Origin of the sequence: Pseudomonas sp. MD195_PC81_125, assembly GCF_014060985.1 — a bacterium.
Lineage (GTDB): Bacteria > Pseudomonadota > Gammaproteobacteria > Pseudomonadales > Pseudomonadaceae > Aquipseudomonas > Aquipseudomonas parakoreensis.
Genome location: NZ_JABULD010000925.1, coordinates 1 through 758 on the forward strand (window position 1 = coordinate 1; position 758 = coordinate 758).

1 protein-coding gene is annotated in these 758 nt (G+C 50.1%); it reads right to left on the minus strand.

Going from position 1 to position 758, the window contains the following annotated elements; genetic code table 11:
* Positions 1 to 137: 137 nt before the first annotated feature.
* Positions 138 to 443 carry a hypothetical protein gene (locus tag HT737_RS30390; protein ID WP_182404673.1) on the minus strand — a complete coding sequence of 102 codons (306 nt, stop codon included), beginning with the start codon at positions 441 to 443 and terminating at the stop codon, positions 138 to 140.
* Between the last annotated feature and the right edge of the window lie 315 nt (positions 444 to 758).

The following is a 758-nucleotide window of genomic DNA, read 5'->3' on the forward strand; positions in this document are numbered from 1 at the left end:
TGGACATTGTCCTGGCATCCAAGGGCAGTAGCGACTGCCCTTGTTTTATTATTGGCTCCTGTTATTTCAATTCGTACTTGGCAGTGAATTCGCCCTTGAACGCGATCAACCGCCCTATATCATCAAAGTAATTAGCGTCAATCGTTCCGACTTGGGTATCCAGATTCGGCCCGATGGTGACTTTCCCGGTTCCAGTGAGTGTGAGCAGTTTTTTTTCCATTGTGATATTGCAGCTGAGGAACTCCCTCTGAGACGAAAACCAGATCGTGGGTACCGGGATCAAGCTCTGCGGGGTAGATGATCTGAACAAATTGAGCGCCCATGTCCGCTTTGAAAAGTCTGCGATCAAAAACAACCTTCTCTGTACTAAAGTTCTCTCCAACCGGATTTCCGTTATAGGTGGAATTGCACTCGCAAGTGCCGGTGAATGCGTTGGCTTCCATGATGATCTCCTGATCCAGGTACGTGAGCACGAATGTGATCACCGTTCCATTTAACAAGCGCGGGTCGAAAGAGCACCACTGTCAGTTCTTACAGGTCTCAGGCTTTTCTGATGAGTGGTAGCAATAAGGGGGGAGCGCACGAGAGAACAGGGTCGCAATGGACCCCGTTCCGTTTCGCATGAAACTAAAGCGCTGCGAGAAACTTGTCCGCCAGTTTGTCGCTGTCCTTGACGTCATTGGCGTTGTCTTTTTCCGCTTGTGCCAGCTTCATCTTGTCCTGCAGACGCTCGGCGATCTCTTTGCCGATGGCCAGTT